The organism is Consotaella salsifontis (assembly GCF_900167365.1).
Classification (GTDB): domain Bacteria; phylum Pseudomonadota; class Alphaproteobacteria; order Rhizobiales; family Rhizobiaceae; genus Consotaella; species Consotaella salsifontis.
In genome coordinates, this window is record NZ_FUXL01000020.1 from 46,590 (window position 1) to 71,614 (window position 25,025).

19 protein-coding genes are annotated in these 25,025 nt (G+C 64.2%); 8 read left to right on the forward strand and 11 right to left on the reverse strand.

Annotated features, from left to right (window positions below):
- Nucleotides 1-41: 41 nt before the first annotated feature.
- Entirely contained in the window at nucleotides 42-1,499 is a 1,458-nt protein-coding gene (gene xylB, locus B5D38_RS19905) for a xylulokinase (protein ID WP_078710206.1), read from the forward strand.
- Between the two features lie 114 nt (nucleotides 1,500-1,613).
- Here the strand turns inward: xylB and B5D38_RS19910 are convergent, their stop codons facing one another.
- From B5D38_RS19910 to B5D38_RS19935, 6 genes are all read right to left on the reverse strand, one after another.
- The gene (locus B5D38_RS19910; RefSeq protein WP_078710207.1) at nucleotides 1,614-2,717 is read right to left on the reverse strand and encodes a branched-chain amino acid ABC transporter substrate-binding protein; all 1,104 of its coding nucleotides are present in this window, start codon (nucleotides 2,715-2,717) and stop codon (nucleotides 1,614-1,616) included.
- Between the two features lie 115 nt (nucleotides 2,718-2,832).
- The gene (locus tag B5D38_RS19915) at nucleotides 2,833-3,189 is read right to left on the reverse strand and encodes a DUF6867 family protein (RefSeq protein ID WP_078710208.1); all 357 of its coding nucleotides are present in this window, start codon (nucleotides 3,187-3,189) and stop codon (nucleotides 2,833-2,835) included.
- On the reverse strand, nucleotides 3,189-3,944 hold the full coding sequence (locus tag B5D38_RS19920) for an ABC transporter ATP-binding protein (protein WP_245319418.1): 756 nt from the start codon (nucleotides 3,942-3,944) through the stop codon (nucleotides 3,189-3,191). Before B5D38_RS19920 ends, B5D38_RS19915 begins: the two co-directional genes overlap by 1 nt.
- Complete coding sequence (locus tag B5D38_RS19925; protein WP_078710209.1) at nucleotides 3,941-4,915, reverse strand: ABC transporter ATP-binding protein; 975 nt, start codon at nucleotides 4,913-4,915, stop codon at nucleotides 3,941-3,943. The genes B5D38_RS19920 and B5D38_RS19925 overlap by 4 nt, the downstream gene beginning before the upstream one ends.
- Nucleotides 4,915-6,369: a high-affinity branched-chain amino acid ABC transporter permease LivM gene (gene livM, locus B5D38_RS19930; protein WP_078710210.1), complete on the reverse strand. Its 1,455-nt coding sequence runs from the start codon at nucleotides 6,367-6,369 to the stop codon at nucleotides 4,915-4,917. The genes B5D38_RS19925 and livM overlap by 1 nt, the downstream gene beginning before the upstream one ends.
- Before the next feature lie 6 nt (nucleotides 6,370-6,375).
- Nucleotides 6,376-7,293 (reverse strand): ABC transporter permease subunit, encoded by a 918-nt coding sequence (locus B5D38_RS19935; protein ID WP_078710247.1) that lies wholly within the window; start codon nucleotides 7,291-7,293, stop codon nucleotides 6,376-6,378.
- Nucleotides 7,294-7,615: 322 nt separating this feature from the next.
- Between B5D38_RS19935 and dgcN the strand changes: the two genes are divergently transcribed.
- The 4 genes from dgcN (at nucleotide 7,616) to B5D38_RS19955 (ending at nucleotide 14,537) form a co-directional block, all read left to right on the forward strand.
- Complete coding sequence (gene dgcN, locus B5D38_RS19940; RefSeq protein ID WP_078710211.1) at nucleotides 7,616-8,611, forward strand: N-acetyltransferase DgcN; 996 nt, start codon at nucleotides 7,616-7,618, stop codon at nucleotides 8,609-8,611.
- On the forward strand, nucleotides 8,608-9,588 hold the full coding sequence (dgcA, locus tag B5D38_RS19945) for an N-acetyl-D-Glu racemase DgcA (RefSeq protein ID WP_078710212.1): 981 nt from the start codon (nucleotides 8,608-8,610) through the stop codon (nucleotides 9,586-9,588). Before dgcN ends, dgcA begins: the two co-directional genes overlap by 4 nt.
- Nucleotides 9,589-9,819: 231 nt before the next feature.
- On the forward strand, nucleotides 9,820-11,058 hold the full coding sequence (locus tag B5D38_RS19950) for a metallophosphoesterase family protein (protein ID WP_078710213.1): 1,239 nt from the start codon (nucleotides 9,820-9,822) through the stop codon (nucleotides 11,056-11,058).
- On the forward strand, nucleotides 11,058-14,537 hold the full coding sequence (locus tag B5D38_RS19955; RefSeq protein WP_078710214.1) for a YhaN family protein: 3,480 nt from the start codon (nucleotides 11,058-11,060) through the stop codon (nucleotides 14,535-14,537). Before B5D38_RS19950 ends, B5D38_RS19955 begins: the two co-directional genes overlap by 1 nt.
- On the opposite strand, the gene B5D38_RS19960 is transcribed toward B5D38_RS19955, so the two are convergent.
- The gene (locus B5D38_RS19960) at nucleotides 14,461-15,036 is read right to left on the reverse strand and encodes a metallophosphoesterase family protein (protein WP_078710248.1); all 576 of its coding nucleotides are present in this window, start codon (nucleotides 15,034-15,036) and stop codon (nucleotides 14,461-14,463) included. The genes B5D38_RS19955 and B5D38_RS19960 overlap by 77 nt on opposite strands.
- Nucleotides 15,037-15,047: 11 nt before the next feature.
- Nucleotides 15,048-15,638, reverse strand: coding sequence for a TetR/AcrR family transcriptional regulator (locus B5D38_RS19965; RefSeq protein ID WP_131829978.1), 591 nt, complete (start codon nucleotides 15,636-15,638; stop codon nucleotides 15,048-15,050).
- A gap of 254 nt (nucleotides 15,639-15,892) precedes the next feature.
- Here B5D38_RS19965 and B5D38_RS19970 point away from each other — a divergent pair, with 254 nt between their 5' ends.
- A complete protein-coding gene (locus B5D38_RS19970) occupies nucleotides 15,893-17,122 on the forward strand; it encodes an HlyD family secretion protein (protein WP_245319419.1) in 1,230 nt (409 codons plus the stop codon).
- Nucleotides 17,123-17,142: 20 nt separating this feature from the next.
- Entirely contained in the window at nucleotides 17,143-18,717 is a 1,575-nt protein-coding gene (locus tag B5D38_RS19975; protein ID WP_078710216.1) for a DHA2 family efflux MFS transporter permease subunit, read from the forward strand.
- A gap of 433 nt (nucleotides 18,718-19,150) precedes the next feature.
- Here B5D38_RS19975 and B5D38_RS19980 read toward each other — a convergent pair whose 3' ends face one another.
- Nucleotides 19,151-22,288 (reverse strand): efflux RND transporter permease subunit, encoded by a 3,138-nt coding sequence (locus tag B5D38_RS19980; protein WP_078710217.1) that lies wholly within the window; start codon nucleotides 22,286-22,288, stop codon nucleotides 19,151-19,153.
- Nucleotides 22,285-23,538 carry an efflux RND transporter periplasmic adaptor subunit gene (locus B5D38_RS19985; RefSeq protein WP_078710218.1) on the reverse strand — a complete coding sequence of 418 codons (1,254 nt, stop codon included), beginning with the start codon at nucleotides 23,536-23,538 and terminating at the stop codon, nucleotides 22,285-22,287. The genes B5D38_RS19980 and B5D38_RS19985 overlap by 4 nt, the downstream gene beginning before the upstream one ends.
- A gap of 128 nt (nucleotides 23,539-23,666) precedes the next feature.
- On the opposite strand from B5D38_RS19985, the gene B5D38_RS19990 reads away from it, so the two are divergent.
- On the forward strand, nucleotides 23,667-24,323 hold the full coding sequence (locus tag B5D38_RS19990) for a TetR family transcriptional regulator (RefSeq protein WP_078710219.1): 657 nt from the start codon (nucleotides 23,667-23,669) through the stop codon (nucleotides 24,321-24,323).
- A gap of 405 nt (nucleotides 24,324-24,728) precedes the next feature.
- On the opposite strand, the gene B5D38_RS19995 is transcribed toward B5D38_RS19990, so the two are convergent.
- Nucleotides 24,729-24,986, reverse strand: a complete 258-nt coding sequence (locus tag B5D38_RS19995) for a DUF3297 family protein (protein WP_078710220.1) — start codon at nucleotides 24,984-24,986, stop codon at nucleotides 24,729-24,731.
- Nucleotides 24,987-25,025 lie beyond the last annotated feature (39 nt).

Consider the following 25,025-nt stretch of genomic DNA (forward strand, 5'->3'; position numbering starts at 1 on the left):
TCGAAATGGGCGAAAGAGACCCTCGGGAAGGACAACAAGCGATGCAGACATATCTTGGACTCGATCTCGGCACCTCCTCTCTCAAGGCGTTGCTGATCGACGAAAACCAGGCGCCGATCGGTACAGCCAGTGTGCCTCTGACGGTCGAGCGGCCGCATTTCGGCTGGTCCGAACAGGACCCCAAGAGCTGGATTTCGGCGACGGAGGCCGTGCTCGACCAGCTCAAGGCGGCACATCCGGCGGAGCTCGCCGCCGTGGCGGGCATCGGCCTTTCGGGCCATATGCACGGCGCGACGATCCTGGGGGAGGGCGACGAGGTTCTGCGCCCCTGCATCATGTGGAACGACACGCGCTCCCATGAGGAAGCCAAGGAGCTCGACACCGAAGAGGCGCGGGCAATCACCGGCAACATCGTCTTCCCCGGCTTCACGGCGCCGAAGCTGCTTTGGGTGAAGCGTCACGAGCCGGAGCTCTTCGCCAAGGTGAAGCGCGTTCTTCTGCCCAAGGACTATCTGAGACTTTGGCTCACGGGCGAGGCGGTGTCGGAGATGTCCGACTCGGCCGGCACGTCCTGGCTCGATACGGGCAAGCGCGACTGGTCGCCGGTGATGCTCGCCAAGACGGACCTTCCGCTTTCCGCCATGCCGCGCCTTGTCGAGGGCACGGAATCAAGCGGCGGCCTGCGCGCCGAACTCGCCTCCAAATGGGGCATCAAGGCGGGCGTGGCCGTTGCCGGCGGCGGCGGTGACAACGCGGCGTCTGCCTGCGGCGTCGGCGTCGTGGCGCCCGGAACCGGATTCCTGTCGCTCGGCACCTCGGGCGTGCTCTTCACCTCGTCGGCGGGCTACGACCCGCGCCCCGAGACCGCGCTCCACACCTTCTGTCATGCCATTCCGGGCCTGTGGCACCAGATGGGCGTGACGCTCTCGGCCGCCGGCTCGCTGGAGTGGCTCTCGAAGCTGCTCGAGGAGAAGCCGGGCGACCTGACGGCGCGCCTCGGCGACACGCTCGAAGGCCCGAGCCGGCTCGTCTTCCTGCCGTACCTGTCGGGCGAGCGCACGCCGCACAACGATGCCGCGATCCGTGGTGTCTTCGCGGGGCTCGAGGCGGATACGGACCGCGCCGCCATGGTCAAGGCCGTGCTGGAAGGTGTCGCCTTCTCGATGCGTGACTGCGTCGAGGCCGGCGGCGGCACGGAGACGGTGGACAAGCTGATCGCGGTCGGCGCGGGCTCGCGCTCGCGCTATTGGCTGAAGCTCATGGCGACGGTGCTCGAAACCGAGATCGTGCTGCCGCAGAGCGGCGATTTCGGCGCGGCCTTCGGCGCGGCGCGCCTCGGCCTTTGCGCGGCGACGGGCGCCGATCCTTTGTCCGTGCTCACCGTTCCCCCGCTGGCGGATCGCTTCCAGCCGGAGGAAAGCCTGATCGGACCCTTCCGCGATGCCTACCGCCGCTACCGCGCCCTCTACCCGGCGGTGAAGAGCGTTCTTCAGGGCTGATTTCGGACGCGGCGCTCTCCTCCCAGGCGCCGCATCCACCAAGTCCTGACATGCAGAAAGCCCCGGCGTCGAAACCGGGGCTTTCCGCTTTTTCAGGATTGGCGCGCGCCGAGCTTATTTCTCGGCGACGTAGTCGTACTTGCCGTCCTTCCACTCGTAGACGACGTAGCCAGGCAGGGTGACATCACCCTTGTCGTCGAACTCGAGCTTGCCGACGACGGTGTCGAAGGTGCCCTCGTCGAGGCCCTTGACGACGGCGTCATGCTCGGTCGAGCCGGCCTTTTCGGCCGCGTCTGCCCAGGCCTGGATCGCGGCGTAGGTGTAGAGCACATAGCCTTCCGCCGTCTGGCCCTTGGCGGCGAGCGCGTCGACGACCGGCTTGGCCTCGGCGTTCTTGCGCGGATCTGGCGAGAAGGTCATCAACGTGCCCTGGCCGGCGTCGCCGGTGATGGCCCAGTACTCGTCGGTGACGAGGGCGTCGCCCGACATGATCAGGGTCTTCATGCCCTGTTCCTTCATCTGGCGGGCCATCAGACCGGCCTCCGGATGATAGCCGCCGACATAGACGAGCCCGACGCCGGCCTGCTTCAACTTAGTGACGAGGGCGGTGTAGTCCTTCTCGCCGGCGGTGTAGGACTCAACCAGCACCGGGTCCTTGCCGGCAGCTTTCAGAGACTTTTCCGTCTCGTCGGCCAAGCCCTTGCCATAGGCCGACTTGTCGTTGATCACCGCAACCTTGGTGTCCGGGAAGTGCTTGGCGATGTACTCGCCGGCCACGGCGCCCTGCTGGTCGTCACGGCCGCAGACGCGGTAGATTCCAGGCCCGGGGCGCTGATCGGTGAAGGCGGGATTGGTCGAGGCCGGCGAGATCTGGACGATGCCTTCATCCGCATAGACCTGGCTGGCCGGGATCGAGGAGCCCGAGCAGAAATGGCCCGCGACGAACGGCACGCCCTGCGAGGCGAACTGGTTGGCGACGGCCACAGCCTGCTTCGGGTCGCAAGCGTCGTCACCCACCGACAGGACCAGCTTCTCACCGAGGACGCCGCCCTTGGCGTTGATGTCCTCGACGGCCTGCTGCGCGCCGATCTTCAACTGCTGTCCGAAGGCGGCATACTGGCCGGTCATCGGACCCGCGACGCCGATGGTAATATCGGCGAACGCCGCGCCGGCAAAAAGTGCATTCACTGCGGCGGCTGTCAGGAGTACTTTCTTCATAACACCTTCCCTTTGTCGTTCTGTGCGGCATGAAGCAGATCTGTTCTCCCCGATCTGCATGGGATGGGCTTAACCGCTGGACGCCGGATCGAAGCTCCGGGGCGTTCCAAGCGGGTTATTTCATGTTGCTTTCCCGCGTTGCCAGAAAGTCATATTGGCGCTGCATCTGGTGTCCGCGGACGACGGAGCGCCCGGCCGCGGCCCAGGCCATCAGCACCACGAGATCCACGATCGCATAGTGAAGCGCCGTTCCAAACCCGGCGAGCGGCAGGAAGAACGTGCCGTGGAACAGGCTGAAATGGATGAAGCGCACCGCGATCGTGAGGAGCACGACATAGGCTGCGGCGACCGCCCATCCGCTCCAGGTGAGGGCGGTCGAGCGGCCGATCATCCAGGCGGCGCCGCCGCCCAGGATCACCGTGACGAAGATGAACTCGCCGAGCGAGCTTTCCCAGAGAAGCGCGTTGGCCATCAGTGGGCTCCTCCCTCGAGATAGGCGCTGCGGACTTCTTCCCGCGCCAGCAGTTCGCGGCCCGTGCCCGACATGGTGATGGCGCCATTCACCATCACATAGCCTCGGTGGGCGAGGCGCAAGGCATGGAAGGCGTTCTGCTCCACAAGGAAGACCGTGAGGCCCTGGCTCTGGTTCAGTTCCCGGATCGCATCGAAGATCTGCTTGACGATCAATGGCGCGAGGCCGAGCGAGGGCTCGTCGAGAAGCAGAAGGCGAGGGCGGCTCATCAGCGCCCGACCGATTGCCAGCATTTGCTGTTCGCCGCCCGAAAGCGTGCCGCCGCGCTGCCCCTGGCGCTCGCGCAGGCGCGGGAAAAGCTCGAAGACCTGACGCAGGTCGTCGTCGAAATAGGCCTCGTCCTGAAGGAGCGCCCCCATCTGCAAGTTTTCCATCACCGTCATTCGGCCGAAGATGCGCCGGCCTTCGGGAGACTGCGCGATGGATTTCGCCATGATCGTGTGGGTGGGGAGGCGCGTGATGTCCTCGCCGCGATAGATGACCTGCCCGTTACGCGCCTGCGGATTGCCGCAAATGGTCATCATCAGCGTTGACTTGCCGGCGCCGTTGGCGCCGATCATGGTGACGATCTCGCCCTCGTAGACGTCGATATCGATGCCGCGAAGCGCCTGAATCTTGCCGTAGAAGGTTTCCACCCCCCGAACAGACAGAAGTGGCGCGCCCTTCATCCCCTCCTCGACCATTACCGCGCTCATGGCCGCACTCCTTCCGCGTTCGCCGGGGCGGCCGGCGTCGGCGCCACATCGTGGTCCAGATCGTTCTCCACCTCGTCGACCTCGGTATCGTCGACGCCAAGATAGGCCGCGATCACCTTCGGGTCGCTGCGCACCGCATCCGTCGTGCCGTCGGAGATTTTTCGTCCGTAATCGAGGACGATGACGTGGTCCGAAATTTCCATGACCACGCCCATATCGTGCTCGATGAGCAGCACGGAGACGCCGTGCTCGTCGCGGATGTACTTGATCAGCGTGTTGAGGTCCGCCGATTCGCGCGGATTGAGCCCCGCCGCCGGCTCGTCCAGGCAAAGCAGGACGGGATCTGTGCACATGGCCCTGGCGATCTCGAGCCGACGCTGGGCGCCGTAGGAAAGGTCCGCGGCCGGATCGTCCGCCCGGTCGAGAAGGTTGGCATGGCTCAGCCAGAAGATCGCCTTTTCCTTGGCGGCCTCGGCTGCCCGGCGATACCCCGGCAGCCCGAGCAGCCCGAAGATGGTGTAGCCGGAGGCGGCCATCAGGCGGTTGTGCTGAGCCACCAGCAGGTTTTCCAGAACCGTCATGCCGCCGAACAGGCGGATGTTCTGGAAGGTGCGGGCGACGCCGGCGACCTCGGTGATCTTGAAGTCGCTCATGCGCTCCAGGAGGAAGACCGATCGTTCCCCGTCCCTGGAGAACTGATTACCGCTGGTGGTGAGTTCGTCCACCATGGCGTCACTGACGCCACGTCCCCGGCGCAGGGAGATGCGCCCCTCGGTTGGCTTGTAGAAGCCGGTGACGCAGTTGAAGACGGTCGTCTTGCCGGCGCCGTTCGGCCCGATCAACGCGGTGATGTCTCCGCGCCCGACATTGAAGGAAAGGCTGTCGATGGCGGTGAGGCCGCCGAAGCGCATGGTGAGGTTCTCGACCTTGAGGACGGGGTCCTGGGTCCAGCGTGGTGACATTTCAGACATCAATGACCCTCGCCCTGTGCGACCATGTCGGCGCCGATCTTCTTCTTTTCCTTGTAGATGGCGGATGGCGAGCGGGACGAGACGAGGCCCCGGGGCTTCCAGACCATGATCAGCACCATGGCGAGCCCGAAGAACAGCATCCGGTATTGCGTCGGATCGAAGCTCGGGCCGAAGAAGTCCGTCAGGACGCCGAGATTGCGCAGCATCTCGATGCCGCCGATCATCACCACAGAGGCGATGACCACGCCCACCTGCGAACCGAGGCCACCGAGAACCACGATCGCCAGGATGATGGCCGACTCCATGAAGGTGAAGCTTTCTGGCGAGATGAAGCCCTGGCGCGTCGCGAAGAAGGAGCCGGCGAAACCGCCGAACATGGCCCCGGTGGCGAAGGCCGTCAGCTTGACGTTGGTGGTGTTGATGCCCAGCGAACGACAGGCGATCTCGTCCTCGCGGAGCGCCTCCCAGGCGCGCCCGACCGGAAGCTTGCGCAGGCGCAGCGTGATGAAGTTGGTCAGGAGAGCCAGCGCCAGGATGATATAATAGAGGAAGACGAAGCGCTGGATCGGCGAATAGTCGAGGCCGAAGTAGTCCGAGAACGAGCCTTCGCCTCGGCTGAATTCCAGGCCGAAAAGGGTTGGCTTAGGAATGCCGAGAAGGCCGTTCGGACCGCCGGTGAAATCCGCCCAGTTGAGAAGCACGACGCGGATGATCTCGCCGAAGGCAAGGGTGACGATGGCCAGATAGTCGCCCCGAAGACGCAGCACGGGAAAGCCAAGCATCAAGCCCCAGAGCGCGGCGAAAAGGCCGGCCATCGGCAAGCAGACCCAGAAGCCGAGGCCGAAATTCTGCGACAGCAACGCAAAGGAGTAGGCCCCGACCGCGTAGAAGGCGACGTAGCCGAGATCGAGAAGCCCGGCGAGGCCGACGACGATGTTGAGGCCCCATCCGAGCATCACGTAGGTGAGGATGAGAATGGCGAGATCGAGGATGTAGCGGTTCTGGCTCGGGAAGAGAGTGTCGAGGAGTATCGGCAGCGTCAGCGCGATGAGCAGGAAGACGACGGCGAGCACCTTGCCGAGGCCGACCGCAGCGGCCCCGCGCGCGCCTTTCGCGGCACCGGATGCCTTCGTGCGGTCCGCCCGATAGAGGAAGAAGGACAGAAGAAACCGGCCGACAAAGGCGATTGCGATCCAGGACAGCCAAACCGGCCAGCGGACAGTGAGCTCAAGGCCGCCTATGGCGATTTCCGTGCGGAAGGCAAAGAAGAACAATGTGATCGCGGCCACGATGCCCGCCGTGATCGCGGCTTCTCGGAGCGATCCCGCCAGGCGGGACTCTGGGGTCGCGGCCTCGACGAAGGGCGGCTCGCCCTGCGCGGCCCGGCGGCGCTCCTCGTCCTGGCGTTCCGCGCCTTCGGGAGTGGTGTCTGCGGTGGGGTCGAAGCTGGACATGACGGCTCAGACCTTCTCGACTTCCGGCCGGCCGAGGAGGCCCGAGGGCATGAAGATCAGCACGATGGCGAGGATAGAGAACGCCGCGACGTCCTTGTACTCGACCGAGAAATATCCGGACCAGAAAGTCTCGATGAGGCCGATGGCGAGCCCGCCGAGCATGGCGCCGGGCAGGGAGCCGATGCCGCCAAGGACCGCGGCGGTAAAGGCCTTAACGCCGGCCAGAAAGCCGATGTAGAAGTCGATCACGCCGTAATAGAGCAGGTACATGATGCCGGCGACGGCGGCGAGGCCGGCGCCCATGACGAAGGTCAGCGAAATGGTGCGGTCGACGTTGACGCCAAGCAGCGCTGCCATCTTCTGGTCCTGCTCGCAGGCGCGCTGCTGACGGCCGAGCGACGTGCGGTTGATGACGGTGGTGAAGCCCGCCATCAACACGACCGTGGTCACGATGATGATCATCTGCATCGTGGAGAGCTGGACGACGATGCCGTCGCTGCTGCTGAGAAGCGTAACGCCGCCGGTGATCTGTGGGGGCAGGGGCTTGATGCGCGCGCCCTGGGTCACCTGGACGAAGTTTTGCAGGAAGATCGACATTCCGATGGCCGTAATCAGCGGCGCGAGCCGGAAGGAGCCGCGCAACGGCCGGTAGGCCACGCGCTCGATCGACCAACCCCAGAGCGCGGTGAAGCCCATGGCCACGATCAATATGATGAGGAGCACCAGCGGAAGAAACGTGATCCCAAGCGATGCCAGGACAAGAAAAGCGGTCAGCGCGATGAAGGAGCCGATCATGAAGATTTCGCCGTGGGCGAAGTTGATCATGCCGATGATGCCATAGACCATGGTGTAGCCGATGGCGATCAACCCGTAGATCGAGCCGAGGGTAATCCCGTTTATCAACTGTTGGAGAAAATATTCCATGAACGTCCTATCGCTGTCATGTTCCGGCCAGTGAAGAACAGCGTCAATTTCAAGGCCGGTCAAGCTGCGCCCTTCCCTAAGGCATGATCATTTTCATAGCAGCGCGATCTGCGCAAGCCCGGCGACCATAGGTTGGCGCTGCGACAACGAGCGGGGGAGCCAAACCGGAAATTGCCCCTTGCGCGCGGGCGACGTAGGTGCTCGATTTGGAGGCGTGACCACGATTCCGGCAGGCGCGGCGAAAAACGCCGCGTTTTGTGCGTCAAAAGGACGCTCCCGCGTCTCACCTCCCTGACGCGGCAGCTGGCAAGGAAAGCGAAGAATGCTGAAGACCCCGTACCTGTTGTTCCTGGGCGACGCGCCCGATGCATTGGCTGCCAAGGTTGCGCAGGGCATTCGCGACTGGCGGCCCGAGCACTGTCTCGGCCAGCTGCGCCTGCCCGGCTGCAAGGCCGATATGCGCCTGCCGGATATGACCGTGGCCGAAGCTGCGGCGAAAGGCGCCAAGACGCTGGTGGTTGGCGTGGCCAACCGTGGGGGTATCATCGGCCCGAGTTGGATCGCCGCGCTCAAGGAGGCGCTGGCCATGGGAATGGACGTCGCTTCCGGCCTTCACAACCTGCTTCGCGACGAGCCCGAACTGGTGGCGGCGGCGAAGACGGGGGGCGCCGCGCTCCACGATGTCCGGTTGCCGAGCGTCAAATATCCCATCGCCACGGGCAAGAAGCGGACCGGCAAGCGCTGCCTCGCCGTCGGCACCGATTGTTCGGTGGGCAAGATGTACACGGCGCTGGCCATGGAGCGCGAGATGCGCACGCGGGGCATGAAGGCGACGTTCCGCGCCACGGGCCAGACCGGCATTCTCATCACCGGCGAAGGTGTCCCGTTGGATGCCGTCGTCGCCGATTTCATGGCGGGCGCGGTGGAGTGGCTGACGCCGGACAACGAACCCGATCATTGGGATCTGATCGAGGGGCAGGGAAGCCTGTTTCACGCATCCTACTCGGGCGTCACAATGGCGCTGGTTCATGGCGGGCAACCGGACGCGCTGGTCCTCTGCCATGAGCCGACCCGCCCGCATATGCGCGGCCTGCCGGACTATCGCCTGCCCTCGCTGGAAGATCTGCGAGATGTGGCTATGCGTCTGGCGCAGATCGTGAATCCGGCGGTGGAGGCGATCGGCGTCTCCGTCAACACATCGGCCATGAGCGAAGAGGAAGCCATGGCCTATCTTGCCGATACCGAGGCGCGGATGGGGCTGCCAACCGTCGATCCGTTCCGCTATGGCGTCGGCCGCCTCGTGGACAAACTCATATGACCGAACTTGCCATTACCCCCGAAGTCTTTCCGATTGCTGGTTCTTTTACGATCTCGCGCGGCTCGCGCACCGAATCGCCAGTGGTCACGGCCAGCCTCCTCGACGGAAACCGACGGGGATGGGGCGAATGCTTTCCGCTGCCGCGCTATGGCGAGTCGGTGGACAGCGTGGTCGAAACGCTGAACGGGGTATGGGATGAGATCCTTGGTGGTCTCGACCGGGAGGGGCTTCAGCAGCGCCTCCCCGCCGGGGCCGCCCGAAATGCACTCGACTGCGCCTTCTGGGATCTGGAAGCCAAGCGGGCAGGTGTACCGGTCCATGCGCTGGCGGGGCTTCCCGAGCCTCAGCCGCTGGTGACGGCCTACACGCTCTCACTTGCCGATCCGGCGACCATGCGGGAGAAGGCGCAGGCCAACGCCCATCGTCCGCTCCTCAAGCTCAAGCTCGGCGGCGAGGGCGATATCGCGCGGCTAGAAGCTGTGCGGCAAGGGGCGCCCAACGCACGGATCATCGTGGATGCCAACGAAAGCTGGACGCCCGATCTTTACCGCGAGCTCGCTCCCGTGTTGATTCGCCTCGGCGTTGCCATGGTCGAGCAGCCGCTTCCGGCGGGAAAGGACGAGGCACTGGCCGAGATGGAACGCCCCTTGCCGGTCTGCGCGGACGAATCTTGTCATGACTGCGAGACGCTCGGACCCCTTAAGGGTCGGTACGACATGATCAACATCAAGCTCGACAAGACCGGCGGCCTGACAGAAGCGCTGGCGTTGAAGGACGAGGCGCTTTCTGCCGGCTTCAAGGTCATGGTGGGTTGCATGGTCGGTTCTTCGCTGGCCATGGCGCCGGCCGTGCTTGTCGGCCAAGGAGCGACATTCGTCGACCTCGACGGACCGCTTCTGCTCGCCAGGGATCGCGAGGGCGGCCTCGTCTACGACGAAAAGGGGGTTCATCCGGCTTTGCCGGCGTTGTGGGGATGATCGGTCGGAGGCGGACGCAATGCCGTCGCTGGGTCCGCAATTCCTGTGGAAGGAGCGCGGGCGCATGGCGGCCGACGGGCGACGTCGCGCCTGCCTGCCACAATCTCTTGATGAAGACGGGGGAATGTCAGCTATCCTCGGTTGGCGATTCGGCTGCCACCGCGCCGGCGGTGGCGGTCATCCCGCCGTTTCCGATGGACGGCATCGTCCAACGTCACGCAGAAAGGCCGCATGGCGCGTTTCACATTTCTCCACGCCGCCGATCTTCATCTCGGCAGTCCGTTTGTCGGTCTCACCCTGAAGGAACCGGAGATCGCCGCCCGCTTCTCCACGGCGGGGCGGGAAGCCTTCTCGGCGCTCGTCGATCGGGCGATCGAGGAGAAGGTGGCCTTCGTTCTCATCGCCGGCGACGTCTATGACCGGGAGTGGCGCGACACGTCCATCGGCCTGTTCTTCAACCGGGAGGTTTCTCGGCTGGCGCGGGCCGACGTTCCGGCGTTTCTGATCCGTGGCAACCACGACGCCGAAAGCGTCGTCACCAAGAGCCTGCCAGCTCCCGAAGGCGTCCATGGCTTTTCCGCACGAAAACCCGAGACGCATCGTCTCGATGATCTCAAGGTGGCGATCCACGGCCAGAGCTTCCCCGACCGAGCTGTCGGCGAGAATCTGGCGATCAACTATCCCGATCCCGAACCGGGCTGGTTCAATATCGGTCTTCTGCACACCTCGCTCGACGGGCGGCCAGGACACGCCACCTACGCGCCCTGCACGATCGAGGATCTGAGACTGCGAAATTACGATTATTGGGCGCTTGGCCATATCCACGCCCATGAAATCGTCAGCCGCGACCCGTTCGTCGTCTATCCCGGCAATCTTCAGGGCCGAAACATCCGGGAAACGGGCGAGAAGGGGGCGGTTCTCGTCTCGGTGGAGAATGGCAGCGTCTCTCAGATCGAGCATCTGGTGTTCGACCGTGCCCGCTGGGCGCGGGTATCCGTCGACATAGCCGAGGTTGAGGACGAGCCGGGCCTTCTTGCGCTCGTTCAGTCATCGCTTCGCGATGCGCTGGCCGGCCCTGATGATCGTCTTTTGGCTTTGCGTCTGACGCTGTCGGGCGTCGGCCCCCTGCATCATCATCTCGTCGCGGAACGGGAGCGATTGGCGGCGGAAGTGCAGGCGATCTGTCACCACATCCATCTCGATCTGTGGCTCGAGCGCCTGGTGGTGGCCACTCGTGCCCCTGAGCGGAGCCTTCAGGCGGTCGGCGAACTCTCCGCGATAGACGTTGATGTTCTATTGGCGCAGATCGCGGAGGAGCCGGACATCGCCGAAGAGGTGTCGGCGCTTGTGACGCAGATCGGCACCCGTTTGCCTGCCGGCATTGCCATTGAGGGCGCGCTGGACCCGGCGGCGCTGATTGCCGAGGCGCGGGATCTGGCTGTGGCTCGCTGCGGCGGAGGGGCAGGCTGATGCGTCTTCTTCGTCTGGATCTACTGCGCTACGGTGCCTTTACCGACCTCTCGCTCAACTTCCGGCGCGATGCGCGGCTTCATCTCGTCTATGGTCCTAATGAAGCTGGCAAGAGCTCGGCGCTGGCGGCGATCGGCGATCTGCTGTTTGGCTTCGGCAAGCAGACCCAGTTCGACTTTCTCCACGACATGAAGTCGCTGCGCGTTGGCGCCGCGCTGGCCTCGAAAGACGACCGCCGGATCGCCTTCCGTCGCCGCAAGGGCAACAAGAACACGCTGCTCTCGGCGGATGACAAGGAGGCCGCGCTTCCCGACGACGCTTTGGCACCTTTCCTCGGAGGACTGAGTCGCGACGTCTTTCACCGCGCTTTCGGCCTCGATTCGCGCGGCTTGCGCGACGGGGCGGAAGAAATGCTGAAGAGCGACGGCGAGATCGGCGCGGCGATGTTCGCCGCCGCCTCCGGCCTCAAGGGGCTGCATGATTTGCGCCGGGCGCTGGAGGATGACGCCGACGGCATTTCGGGCACTCGGGCCAAGCAGAGCCGCAGCCTGGATCAGGCGCTGGAGCGTTATCGCTCGGCGAGGCAGGAGGAACGCGACAGCGAGCTTAAGGTCGGCACATGGAAGGCGCTCAACCAGCGCATCGACGAATTGGCCTTAGATCTCGACGGCATCCGCGCCGAGCGGGCGCGGGCTATCGAGGAGAAGGCGCGGCTGGAGCGTCTGCGGCGCGTCGCGCCCTGCGTTTCGCAAATCGACGCCGATCTTGCCGAACTCGCGACGCTCGGACCGATGGCCGCTCCCCATGAGGGATTTGCCGAGGACCTCTCGGCGGCGCTGCAGCGCCGGGAAGGAGCCCGGACGAAGCTTGCCGAGATCCAGGCGGCGGCGGCCCATGCGCGCGCCGCCTTCGAATCCATCACGGTCGACGAAGGGCTTCTCAAGCGGGCGGACGAGATCACCGCTCTGTTCGGGGAGACCGGCGGCATCCGCAACAACGATCGTGATCTGCCTCGCGTTGTGGCCGAGCGGGACGCGGCTCTCGCCGAATTGGGCGAGCTTGCCTCGCGCCTGGGCTATCCGGACGTGCATACCCTCGAAGAGCGCCGACCGACGGCGATGGCCTGCGCGGCCGGCCGGGCGCTGATCGAGAGAGGGCGCGATCTCAAGGACCGTCAGGCGAAGAACCAGGCGCTGAAGCACGAGGAGCAGGAGAGGGCGTCGCGGCTGCTGGCCGAGATGGAGGGAAGGGGGCACGTCGCCGATCCGCATCGCTTTCGCATGGAATTCGATGCGATGCTTCCCGATCTTCGTCGCCTGGAGGGCCAGAGCGATCTGGAACGGGCCAGCCGAGAGCGCCAGCGCCGCCTGACCGAGGCCGCCGCGCAGCTCAATCCATCGGTCGCCGATCTCGATGCGCTGATGAAGGCTGCGTTGCCGGGGGAGGAGACGGTCGCGCGGTACCGGGCCCTGTTTGCCGAGGTCGATGATCGCCGGCGCTCACTCGTCGGGCGGTGCGGCGACCTTGCCGACGACATCGCCCGGCTGGAGGACGAGAATGACCGAGCGCGGGGCGGGGGGGATCTGCCGTCGCCTGATCGCATCGCGGAGGAGCGCTCGGCTCGTCGCGAGCTATGGGAGACGATCGTCGCGCATCTTTCTGGACGCAAGCCTCTTGTCGGAGCGGCGCTGAGCACCGCGATCACGCGCTACGAACACACCGTCGCGACGGCGGACCGCCTGGCGGATGAAGCCGTTTCCGACGCCGCGAGAATCGCCCGCCATGCCGATATCGTTCGCCGCCTCGCCGAGCGGGTGCGCGACAGCGAACGGCTGAAAGACCAGCTCGATGCCACCGAGAAGCGGCGCGGTGAGCTTGTGGCGGAGTGGGATCGCCTTTGGGTCCCGGCGGCGGTCACGCCGCTTCCTCCGGCGGAGATGAGTGTCTGGCTGAAGGCGGTGGCGAGCCTGCGCCGAGAGCGCGAAGAGGCTCTTGCCGCCAAGGCCGAGGCTGAAGACGGGCGCCATGCGGCAGAACGGTTGCGGCCGCAGCTCTCGGCCCTTGCCGGGTCCCTCGACGTCGCGGGCGCTGAAAGGCTGGATGTCGTGGCGCTCAGCCGTGCGGTTGAGGCGCAGATCGGCGCGCTGGCCCGCCGGTGGGAGGCGAGCCGCGAAACGGCGGTGAAGATCAAGGATGCGGAATCGCGCATCGCGCGGTGCGAAAGCGCCTCTGTCGAGATCGAAGCCGCGCTTGCCGCCTGGGGAGAGGAATGGCGGCGGATGCTGCCGTCGATCGGTCTCCAAGGCCAGGCGGACATCGTGGCGGCCGGCGCCGCGCTCGACGTCTGGGATCGCGTGCCGCAAGTCATCGAGGCGCGCGACAAGGACGCCCGCCGCGTCTCCGGCATGCAGCGCGACAACGGCGCCTTTGCCCAGCGACTGACCTATGTCGCCGAGGCTGTGGCGCCAGATCTTGTGGGGCATCCGGCGGTAGAGGCCGCCGAAGTTCTCAACCAGCGTCTTGCCGAGGCGCGATCCGAGGAGGCCCGCCGCGCTGCCGCGCGTAGCCGTCTCAAGGACATTTCCACGGAGGTGGAGCAAGCCGCCGAGGAGCTGGCGAACGCATCGGCGGAATTGGCCCGGTTGGTCGAACACCTTCCCGAGGGCGCTGATCCGGCAAGCCACCTCGAGCGGATTCACCTCCTGAAGGTCGTGCGCGAGCGCCTCGACGAAAGGCGCCGGCACCTCCTGTCGACCTCCGACGGTCTGGACGAGGCGCATGTGCGCGCCGAGCTGGAATCCTATGCGCCGGATGCCGCGGCGGCGGCACTGGAGGCCTGCGTCGAGGCCGATCGTCACCTCGAACAACGGCTTCAGGAGGTCTATGCCGAGTGGGACCGCGAGTGTCGGCATCGCGCGAGGCTGGAGGAGGGGACCGGCGCCGAGCTCGCGGCTTTCCGCCGGACCAGCGCCGAAGCGGAGCTGGCGGCAGAGGCGCGACGCTGGCTGGTTCTCAAGACGGGAGCGCTGTTGCTGTCCAAGGCGGTGGAGCGCCATCGCGGCCAGCGGCGCGATCCCTTGATGGCGCGCGCCGGGGCTCTGTTCCGCGACCTGACGGCCGGTGCGTTCTCACGTTTGTCGGAGGAATTCGGAGAGGACGACGTGCCGCGTCTCGTGGGACTGCGCGAGACCGGAGAGGCCGTGCCGCTGGAAGGGCTGTCCGAGGGCACGCGCGACCAGCTCTATCTGGCGCTTCGGCTCGCCTTTCTCGAGGATTATGCCAATCGAGCGGAGGCGGCGCCTTTTATCGGCGACGACCTCTTTATGACCTTTGATGACGAGCGGACCCGGCGGGGGCTGAGGGCGTTGGCCGCGATCGGCGGAACGGTTCAGCCCATCCTCTTCACGCATCATCGCCATGTGGCCGAGGTGGCGCAGGCCGAGCTGAAGGGCGACCTCGATCTGATCGATCTCGGCTGACGGCGCGGCGGCGGCGCGTCACGATCTCTTCGAAGCCGACCGGGCGAAAATCCCAGACGTCGACGCCGACATCATACTGCCGGGTGGTGGGCGAGAGCTTGCCGTGGGAGTGGCCGTGGAGATCGACCGACTTGCGGCTCATGCCGTTCCATGTTCGGAAGGGATAGTGGCATAGAATGACGAGCCGGTCGTCGATTGTCATTTCGGTATAATGGTGTACCGACGCCCAGCCTGACGCCTCGAGTGTGGCCGGCCCATCGTTGTTGCCGATGATGAGGTGCTTCGATCCGTTGAGGCGAGCGAGAAGCGCCTCGACATGATCCTGACTGCCACGGGCGAAGTCGCCGAGGTGCCAGACCTCGTCGCTCGGCGCCACGACGGCGTTCCAGTTGGCGATGAGCGCCTCGTCGTGGGCTGAAAGGTTGGCGAAGGGACGCCTGTCGATCCTGAGGATGCGCGGATCGGTGAAGTGGGTATCGCTGGTGAAGAACAGCGCCATCAGCCCAGCGATCAATAGTTCGTTGGCTTGGCAGAAGCGCCGTAGCCTTTCATGAAGAGCCAGACGGCTTTTTCGACCGTATGCGCGATTTCCGCTTCGCTGGGCGGCTCAGTCTCGCGGCAGAAGAGGCGACGGCGCAAGTGGCCGGCGAAGCAGAGCTCTCCGAATTGCGAGGCGGCGAATTCCGGATCGTCGATCGCCAGCGCGCCAACCTCTGTCGCGGCGGCGAGATAATCGCTCAACATCGCGATTCCCCGACGCGGGCCTTCCTTATAGAAACAGCTTCCGATCTCGGGCATCCGTTCAGCGACGGCGATGATGGTGCGGTGGGTGCGGATGATCTCGTCCGATGTCATCGTCGTGGCCAGTCGGATGCCGAAGGTCCTCAACACTCGGGCCGGATCACGCGGATCGTTGAGAAGCTGCGAAAGAGCCTCGATTTTACGGTCACGCGCCTCCGCAACGAGCGCGGAAAAGAGCTCTTCTTTTGAACGGAAGTAGACATAGAGCGTGCTTTTTGAGACGCCTGCCTCCTGGCAGATATCGTTCATACTGGCGATGTCGAAGCCAAGCCGGTTGAATACGGCGCGTGCACCGTCCATGATCTGCTGGCGCTTGACGGGATCATGTCCTGCCGGGGCCCGGCTATTCGCTTCACGCGTTTCCAAAAAATTCACCTGCTTCTTCGAGGCCGGCGGCCGGACCCCGCTGCAACGGCCCTTAAGCCATTCGTATTAACTGCTAGAGCGCATGATACCTATGCGCCGGCGGTGGTGCCTTGCGCTTGAAATGCGTTTTGTTTGGCTATATGTCAACATCGAACCGAACGGTTCGGTGCGATTAATCCGAGATTGCGATGCTTGATGATGTGCCAACGGCCGAAAAGGCCGCTACCGAGACCCGTGTTGCCGACGATCGGGCGCCCAAGGGCGACATGCCGAAGGCCGAAGCCGGTCAGACGTCCGTTGCGCCGCAGCCCGGAACCGGGGCGGGTGCTGCTCCTGCCGCCAAGCCGAAGCGAGGCAAAGGCAAGCTCATCCTTGCCATTGTGGCGCTCGCCGCGATCGGCGGCGGAAGCTATTTCGGTCACTATTGGTGGACGGAAGGCCGGTTCATGATCTCGACCGACGACGCCTATCTGTCGGCCGATATGACTGTCCTCTCGCCGAAGATTAGCGGCTACATCAAGAATGTGCTGGTCGAGGACAACGAGTTCGTTCGCGAAGGCCAGACGATCTTCGAGATAGATCCCGGCGATTTCCATCTCGCGGTCGATTCGGCCGCCGCGAAGATCGCGACCCAGCGTGCTGCGGTGGAGCGCATTCACTCGCAGCGTGATGCGGCCCGGGAACAGGTCGCTCAGGCCCAGGCGAATGTGGAAGTGGCCGAGGCCACACTCCAGCAGGCCGAATTGACGCTTGGCCGCGCGAAGAACCTGCTCAGCACGAAGGTCGGTTCGCGAGCGACGCTGGACGAGGCGCAGAGCGCGCGAGACAAGGCGGCAGCCAATCTGGTGGGCATGAAGGCGGCGGTGGCCGCCGCCAAGGCCAATATTTCCGTTCTCGATGCGCAGGCGACCGAGGCAGAGACGGAAATCGGAGAACTCGAGGTGGCGCTGAAGAGCGCCCAGCGGGATCTTTCGTTCACCACCATCACCGCACCTTACGACGGCGTCATCGGCAATCTGGCGGTTCAGCCGGGCGATCTCGTCGCGGCCGGGCGCAAGATGGCCGCGTTGGTCCCTCTCGAAGACGTGTTCATCAGCGCCAACTTCAAGGAAACGGAGATGGCCGATATCGTTGCCGGCGAGAAGGTCAACATCACGATCGATGCGCTGCCTGACCACACGTTCAGCGGCTCCGTTGCCAGCATCTCTCCAGCGTCGGGCTCGGTGTTCTCCCTTCTGCCTGCCGACAACGCCACCGGCAACTTCACCAAGATCGTTCAGCGCGTTCCGGTGAGAATCCATATCGACCAGGTCGCGGAGCTTCAGAAAGCGTTGCGTCCGGGGCTGTCCGCAGTTGTCGCCATCGACACCCGCACGGCGCCCGAGCCGGGACAGGCCGTCGCCGACGCGGGGCGCTGACGCGCCAGAAAGAGAAACCAATGTCAGAGACGACAGCCGCCCGTCCGGGCGGAGCGGCGGACGATTCCCTTTCCCTGGGGAAGATGGCCGCGTTCATGACCATGGTCCTCGGCATGTTCATGGCGATCCTGGACATCCAGATCGTCTCGGCCTCACTCGCGGAAATCCAGGCGGGCTTGTCGGCCTCGTCTGATGAGATCGCGTGGGTGCAGACGGCCTATCTGATCGCCGAGGTGATCATGATCCCGCTGTCGGGCTTTCTCGGCCGCCTGCTCTCGACGCGGGTGCTCTTCACGCTCTCGGCGGCGGGCTTCACCATGGCCTCGATGCTCTGCGCGACGGCGTCGAACATCGACCAGATGATCGTCTACCGTGCGCTGCAGGGCTTTATCGGCGGCGGCATGATCCCCAGCGTCTTCGCCGCAGCCTTCACGATCTTCCCGCCATCCAAGCGCGCCATCGTCTCGCCGATGATCGGTCTGGTGGCGACCCTGGCGCCGACGATCGGCCCGACGGTCGGCGGCTATCTCAGCCACGCCTTCTCCTGGCACTGGCTTTTCCTCGTCAACGTGCCTCCGGGCATCATCGTCGTCATCCTGGCGTGGACGCTGATCGACTTCGACAAGCCGGAACTCAGCCTCTTTAGCAAGTTCGACTGGTGGGGGCTTCTCGGCCTCGCCAGCTTCCTCGGCGCGCTGGAATATGTGCTGGAGGAGGGACCGAGCAACGACTGGTTCGACGATCGCGTCATCCTCATCTGCGCCATCGTCAGCGCCGTCGGCTGCGTCCTCTTCTTCCTGCGGGCGTTCACGGCGCAGGAACCGATTGTCGATCTTTCCGCCTTCGGCAACCTCAACTTCACGTTCGGGTCCCTGTTCTCCTTCATCATGGGCGTCGGGCTCTACGGCCTCACCTATCTCTATCCCATCTATCTCGGGCGCATCCGTGGCTATGACTCGCTGATGATCGGCGAGACGATGTTCGTCTCCGGCTTGACCATGTTCTTCATGGCACCGATCTCGGGCATTCTGTCGAACAAGCTCGATCTCAGGGTGATGATGGCGATGGGCTTCGGCGCTTTCGCCATGGGCACTTGGCTGATGTCCGATCTCACCCATGACTGGGACTTCTGGGAGCTCTTTATTCCCCAGATTCTGCGCGGGATGGGCATGATGATGGCGATGGTGCCGATCAACAACATCGCCCTCGGCACCCTGCCGCCCAGGCAGATGAAGGGCGCCTCCGGGCTGTTCAACCTGACTCGCAACCTCGGCGGCGCCGTGGGACTCGCCGTCATCAACACGATGTTGACCGACCGCAGCACACTGCATGTTGAGCGGCTGTCGGATCAGATCCGGTGGGGCAGGGGTGTGGTCGAGGACCAGATCGCCAACATGGCGGCCAATCTCTCCGCCAGTGGGGTGGATGGGCAGTCGGCGGCTTTGAGCCAGATGGCGCAGATGGTGCGCCGCGAGGCGACGGTGATGTCGTTCGCCGATGTGTTTCTCGGCCTAACGGTGCTGTTCGTTGGGCTGATCGTGCTCCTGGTCTTCATAAAGAAGCCGCAGCAAGCGGCGGGCGCCTCGGCACACTGAGGGAGCGTTTCTTCCGCCCGGACAGCTTTCTTCGTCATCTACAAGCAAAAGCGGCGAGCCGGCACCTTTGTCGGCTCGCCGCCTTTGCTTTGGCTGATGCCCTTCTCGCAACACTGTCCATTGCCGCCGCCGAGCCTATTGGGCCAGTGTCGATCGTCGCTTCGCTGACGCGTCATGGCTGACGCGTCATGGCTGGGCGCTTGAGCCATGGACCGCGAGGCAACGGGTGACTTCTTTCGTCGACCTCTTCCTCGCATGATCGTGCTGCGGGTCTTCGTCTAGGCGCCACAGCAGTTGGCTGGCAAATCGGCTTGCTCTGCGAGTGTTCTTTCGACCGTCATCACCGACAAAAGAAAGCGGCGGGCCAGCCATTGCCGGTCCGCCGCATTTCTATCGTCTGGCAGGTCGCCTTCGGTTTTCCCGACCGCCGGCCCTACTCGGCCGGCGTCGCCGTTGCCTCCGTGGAGGTTTCATGCCCCCGGCGCTTGGTGCCTCGAGCCAGCAGGCGATAGAACAACGGGATGAAGAAGGTGGCGACGAAGGTCGCCATCAACATGCCGCCGATGACGCCCGTGCCGATGGAGTGGCGGCTCGCCGAGCCGGCGCCGGTCGAGATCGCCAGCGGCACGACGCCGAGAACAAACGCGAGCGACGTCATGATGATGGGGCGGAAGCGCAGCTTCGCGCCCTCCAGCGCTGCATCGAACGCGGTGAGGCCCTCGTCTCGCTTCAGAACAGCGAACTCAACGATCAGGATCGCGTTCTTTGCCGCGAGCCCCACCAGGGTCACGAGCCCGATCTGGAAATAGACGTCGTTGTTGAGGCCACGCAGCCAGATGGCGAGGAGTGCGCCACAGATGGCGAAGGGCACCGCCAGGATGACCGCGAGCGGCAGCGACCAGCGCTCATACTGGGCGGCGAGGATCAGGAAGATCATGATGATGCCGAAGACCACGGCGGTGAAGCCGGTGCCGCCGGTGGCGATTTCCTGATAGGCGGAGCCGGTCCAGGCGATCTCATAGCCTTCCGGCAAGGTCTTGGCGACCTCCTGCATCGCCTTCAGCGCCTGACCCGAGGAGTAGCCGGGGGCAGGGCCGCCGCTGACCTTGGCCGAGATGAAGGAGTTGAAGCGTTCGATGAGGTCCGGGCCGACGACGCGCTTCACGGAAACAAGCGTCGAAAGCGGGATCATCGAGCCGCTGTCCGCCTTCACATAAACGAAGTTGAGGTCCTCCGGCTTTTCGCGGAAGCTCGCCTCGGACTGCAGCGAGACGCGATAATTGCGTCCGAGCAGGGTGAAGTCGTTGACGTAAAGGCTGCCGAACGTCGACTGCATCGTCGTGAAGATCGAGGAGATGGGCACGCCCAGCGCCTTCGCCTTCTCGCGATCGACGTCGACCTGATACTGCGGCACGTTCGCCGAGAAGCTGCTGCGAACGCCGGCAAGCTCCGGCCGCTTCGCAGTTTCAGCGACGAGGGCGTTGGTCACGTCGATCAGCGCCTGTGGGCCACGGCCGGTGCGGTCCTGCACATAGAGATCGAAACCGCCCGTGGTCGACAAGCCGATGATCGGCGGCGGATTGAAGGCGAGGACCATCGCATCCTTGATGCCGGCGTTCATGCCCATAAACGGGCCAGGAAGGGCGCGCGCATCCTCGCTTGGATCCTTGCGCTCATCCCAATCCTTCAACGAGACGAAGGCCGCGCCCGAACTGGTGCGCCCCACGCCGGCAAGAAGATCGAAGCCGGCGAAAGCCACCGTGTCCCGGACAGCGGGGTGGTGCGAAAGGTTGTCGGTCACCTGCTGCATCACATCCGTGGTGCGGCTGAGAGAGGCAGCCGGCGGTAGAATGCCAACCACGAAAAGCACGCCCTGGTCCTCGTCTGGAACGAGAGCGCCGGGCAGGGTGGTGAGAAAGTAGTAGGCGCCGCCGATGATGGTGGCGAACAGGACGAAAGCGACGACGACGCGCCTCATGATGAAGGAGACGCCCACGCCATATGCGTTGGTCAGCGCGTCGAAGCCGCGATTGAACCAGCGGAAGGGTGCCCAGGGTTCCCCGTGCGTCGGCTTCAGGATGATGCTGCAAAGAGCGGGCGTCAGCGTCAGCGCCACAATGCCCGAAATGGTCACGGACACCGCGATTGTCACGGCGAACTGGCGGTACATGGTTCCGGCAAGGCCGCCCAGGAAGGCGACCGGCACAAACACGGCGCAGAGCACGAGGACGATGGCGATGACCGGCCCCGTCACCTCCGACATTGCCTTCACCGTCGCTTCCTTTGGTGGAAGCCCCTCCTGCGTCATGATGCGTTCGACGTTCTCGAGCACCACGATGGCGTCGTCAACGACGATGCCGATGGCGAGAACCAGACCGAACAGCGTCAGAAGATTGAGGGAGAATCCCAGCGCGAGAAGCACGCCGAACGTGCCGACGATCGAGACCGGGACCGCAATCATTGGGATGAGGGTCGCCCGGAAGCTCTGGAGGAAGATGAAGACGACGATGAACACCAGCACCATCGCTTCGATGAAGGTGTGGATGACCTCGTCGATGGATGCCTGGACGAACTTCGTCGTGTCGAACGGAATGGAATAGCTGATGCCGTCGGGGAACTGCGCCGAAAGCTCTTTCATCCGGCTGTCCACCGCCGCGATGGTGTCGAGAGCGTTCGCGCCCGGCTGAAGATAGATGCCGATCGGCACTGTCGGGTTGTTGTTGAGCATGCCGTTGAAGCTGTAGTCCTGCGCGCCGAGCTCGACCCGCGCGACATCCTTGAGCAACAGCTGCGAAGCATTGGCGTCGGACTTGAGGATGATGTTCTCGAAGGCCGCCGCGTCCGGCAACCGGCCCTCGGTGGTCACCGAGTAGGTGAACGCGAGCTCGTTGGGGCTTGGCTCGGCGCCAAACTGTCCGGCCGCGAACTGGGCGTTCTGCTCGCGGATGGCGGTCGCGACATCTGCCGGCGTCAGACCGTACTGCGCCAAGGCATCGGGCCGCAGCCAGATGCGCATGGAATAGTTCCTGGAGCCGAAGAGCTGGGCTTCGCCGACGCCCGGCACGCGCTTCAATTCGTCGAGGACGTAAAGCAGCGCGTAGTTACTGACATAGGTGGCGTCGTAGCGCTCGTCGCTGGAGGACATGGCGACGATGGCCAAAATCGAGGTAGAGCGCTTTGCCACGGTGACGCCGAGGCGCTGCACTTCCTCGGGCAGAAGCGCCGTGGCCTGCTGAACGCGGTTGTTGACGTTGATGGTCGCCTGATCGGGGTCAGTGCCGCTGGCGAAGGTCACGGTGATCTGTGAATTGCCCGACGAGGAATTCACGGACTGCATGTAGAGCATGTCCTCGACGCCGTTCACCTGCTGCTCGATGGGAGCGGCGACGGTCTGCGCCACCGTGAGCGCGCTGGCGCCCGGATAGTTGGCGGTGATGACCACCTGCGGCGGCACGAGCTCGGGATATTGCTCGATCGGCAGAATGCGGAGCGCCATCAGTCCCGCGAGGACGATGACGATGGAAATGACCGATGCGAAAACCGGCCGGTCGACGAAAAAGCGCGAACTCACTTGCTGGCCTCCGCGGGCGCTTCGGCTTGCTTGGCCTCAGCGGGGGACGGGGCCTTATCCGGCTGGGCCTTATCCTGTTGGGGTTGACCCTGCTGAGGCTGACCTTGCTCAGACTTCTCCTGCTGAGGCTGTCCTCCCTGGCCCGTATCGATTTTGACGGGTGCGTTCGGGCGCGCCTTTATGACGCCCGCGGTGATGACGCGGTCGCCCGCCTTGAGGCCGGAATTGATGACCGTGCGGCCGCCGATCTCACGGCCGATCTGGATCGGCGCGATGGCAACGACGTCCTTTTCGCCAACCGTATAGACGAACGGGCCCTGGGGGCTCTGCATCAGAGCCTCGGTCGGGATCGTCACTGCATCCGGGACCACGATGCCCGACACGATGACACGGACGAACTGGCCGGGCAGAAGACGCGAATTGGGATTGGGAAGAACCGCCCGCGACAGGATCGTTCCGGTGTCCTGATCGATGCTCGACGAGGTGAAATCGATGGAGCCCGTCTGATCATACTTCGTGCCGTCGCCGAATTCGACGCCGACACTGAGCTGCGTCTCCCCATCCTTTTGATCAAGCAGCCGGCGGATGAAGGAGGTCTCGGTGTCGGGAGCCGAGAAGTTGACGTAGATCGGGTCGAGCTGGCTGATCTTGGTCAAGAGATCGCCGTTGGAGAGCAGGCTGCCTTCCGGCACCTGTTCCAGGCTGGTGATGCCGCTGACCGGTGCCTCCACGGTGGCATATTGCAGCGACAACTGGGCCGTCTGAAGCTTGGCCTGTGCCGCGGCGAGCTGGGCTTCGGCGAGCTCGCGCGCCGAGGTGGCGTCATCGAGGGTTGCTTGGCTCGTCGCCTGACGGCGGACCAGCTCCTGGGCGCGCTTTTCCTGGCGCTGGGTCTGCGCGAGCTGAGCTTCGGCCTGCTGGACGGCGGCCTGGGCCGCCGCCACCTCCGCCTGATAAGGCTTGGGATCGATCTGGAACAGCACCTGACCCTTCTCGACCCGTGCACCCTCCTCGAACTTGCGCTCGAGCAGAATGCCGGCGACACGGGCGCGCACCTCGACCTCGCGCGAGGCGACCACGCGGCCGGCGTACTCGAAGGTCAGGGGAAGCGGTTGAGGCTTTACCGTCTCAATCGACACCGTCGGGGGCGGCATCTGGCCACCCATCTGGGCCGAGGCAGGGCCGGCCAACCAGAAGGCAAGTGTCGCGGCGACAAGCGCGCCGCGCGAAAAATCTGAAAACAATGGCATCTTCACCGACCAAACAGGCCGGCGTCGCCGGCCGAATTTATCTTGCCGTCCCTCGCCGGCATTGCAATTCCGGCTGTAGACATACATACGTGGATGAATGGAAACAAGCGGGAGCTTGAGGAAACGGAGTGCGGAGGACGAAGCAGGAGGCGGAGGAGACACGCAGCGCTATTATCGATGCTGCGGAAAAGGTCTTTTATGAAAAGGGGGTTGCTGCCACTTCGCTGGCGGAAGTGGCCTCTGCTGCGTCTGTTACGCGCGGCGCGATCTATTGGCATTTCGATAACAAACTCGATCTCTTTCGCGCCATGCAGGACCGGGTATGCCTGCCCCAGGAGCAGCTTCTCCAGGTCCGGGACGTTCTGTCGTCGGACGATGTCCTTGGCGGACTTCATGCCACCACACTGGATGCCCTCGTGCGAATCAAGGACGATGAGCATGCGCGCCTCGTCTATTCGATCATCCTCTTTCGCTGCGAGTATGTGGGTGAGATGCAGGACGCGCTGATGCGCCGGAACGAGGCCGAGCAGTGCCTGGAGGGGCTGGTCGTCGCGAGCTTCGAAAAGGCGATGGCGAACGGGCAGTTGGCCGCCGGATGGACGCCGACGATCGCCGCCAGGGCCTTCTTCTGTTGCATCGGCGGGCTGCTGACCGAATGGCTGCGCTGCAATGCGGATTTCGATCTGGTCGAAACGGGCACCGCCATCCTCGAAAGCCTTTTTGCCGGCTTCGCCCTGCAGATGAAAAATCACGAGACTTGCGTGAAGCGCTGCGTGTCGCGCTGAACCGGGGTTCCCGAGCGCTGTTCACGTTTTCTGTGGTGGCGACCGAAGGGCTCGGCACGACTGGAACGGCGGCAATCCCTAGCAATCGCAGGACTTTTGTTCTGTTCTTGCAGTCAATCCCTCGCTCCAAGGCTCTCTGATGGTCATGCGCGATGTGCATGGGAGGCATGATGATCCCATGCTGGTGCCTCGGGAAAAATAGCCTATCTTAATTCTTGTCAGCCACGGGCGATTCCTCCTCCCACGTCCTGGTTGACTGTTTCCTCCCAAGGGTTTGCTTCTAAGGAAGCCCTTTCTTGAGCCGGGTTCTTTTCAAGAACCCGGCTTTTTTTTGACTTCTGCAGTCGATGTCACGCGGCGTGGCGAACTGGAGATAGGGGCCGGGGCGAGTATCGCCCCCGGTCTCTACTCGGAAGGCGCTTCTGTTTCCGGCTCACGCAGGAATGGCTCTACGGGGCCCTTCAGCTTCATGGTCATCGGCCGCCCGAAACGATCCTTCGACTGACCGGCCTGGACGCGGATCCAGCCTTCGCTGACACAGTACTCTTCGACATTGTTTCTCTCCACCCCCTTGAAGCGGATGCCGACGCCGCGCTCGAGCAGGCTGGCGTCGAAGTATGGGCTGGATGGATCAATCGAGAGACGGTCGGGAAGGTCGGTCATGGTGCATGCTCCTTGGGAAGGAATGGAATTGGGCGCCGG